General features: G+C 36.2%; 2 protein-coding genes. Both read left to right on the top strand.

What is annotated here, in order from left to right; all coding sequences use genetic code 11:
* The first annotated feature begins 369 nt into the window (after nt 1-369).
* A complete protein-coding gene (locus QN359_RS19725) occupies nt 370-666 on the top strand; it encodes a hypothetical protein (protein ID WP_322249627.1) in 297 nt (98 codons plus the stop codon).
* Nucleotides 667-789: 123 nt separating this feature from the next.
* Nucleotides 790-1,095: tetratricopeptide repeat protein (locus tag QN359_RS19730; RefSeq protein ID WP_323493625.1), on the top strand; the 306-nt coding region annotated here is incomplete at its 3' end.

The raw sequence follows: 1,095 nt of genomic DNA on the forward strand, positions 1-1,095 counted from the left end.
ATTCACACAAATTGAAAAATAAATCTGTATATTTTTGTTTTACAAAAGACATGTGACAGGTAGCCTAACACCGGGGGTTCAGATCACGAGGCGGACAGCTGATCGCTTTCGTTACGACTTGATTATGGTTACCTGTTGCTCCTTTGAATGTGACGAAATTAAATTGAGATGTTTCTTTCTGAATAGAAATATATCCTTCAAAACATGGTTTTTTTTTCGTCTTCTTTGCGGATATCCGTACCCGTACGTAAAACCCGAAGGTGTTGCAGGTAATTCCCACTATAGTAATTTTGTTGCATAAAAAGCTAATATCAATCCTAATTTTTTTTGCTAATTTTTTTAATTAAATAACGATTGATTGGGTTGAATATGAGCAAGGTTATTCCAGAAAATATACGAAATAATTTGAAGAAATATCCTGATCACACACATTTGACTTGCTTAGAGTGTGGCTATGTAGGACTTGGAGGGTGTTTGAAAATTTCAAAACCCTTAATATATCGGTTGTCGATATATGGAGCAGGAGTGTTCATTTATTTCGTTGTTTATTTTTATGGCTATGTCACATCCTTTTGGCAAAATCTGGTCTTTGGTGCCTTTGTAGCTTTGTTGGCACGATCCACAAAAATTTTTGTTTGCCCCAATTGTGGTATTCAATTTAAATGACTATTAGGTAATCTAATAGTTAATTCAATATAGGTTTGTGATATCAACTTTGTTTGTCTCATACATCAACTTTGAGACGGGCTTCTATAATTTTCAAGACTATTTTTTAAGATTAAATAAGTGATGAACAAGCAACCTAATGACGATATTTTCTTGCAGGCGGTTAAGTTTTTGAAAGGAGATGGAGTAGAGAGAAGTGTCGATATCGCATCTAAATTGTTTCATGTAGCTGCCGAGGCTGGGCATGATAAAGCCCAGTTCAACCTAGGAGTGATGTATCTAAATGGGATTGGTGTAGTTAAAAATAAGCTACTAGCGATTTATTGGCTAGAGCGTGCCGCATCTTTGGGAAATCTAAAGTGGCCCCCTAAGTCCAGACAATTATTCAAAGAGTTTAAGATAGTGCCTGTTTCTGCCACAGCTGCGCGG

This window comes from Undibacterium sp. 5I2, from assembly GCF_035019605.1.
Lineage (GTDB): Bacteria > Pseudomonadota > Gammaproteobacteria > Burkholderiales > Burkholderiaceae_D > Undibacterium.

Excerpts from the sequence above, each read along its gene's own strand:
- QN359_RS19725 (WP_322249627.1), top strand. The coding sequence starts at position 370 with ATGAGCAAGGTTATTCCAGAAAATATACGAAATAATTTGAAGAAATAT.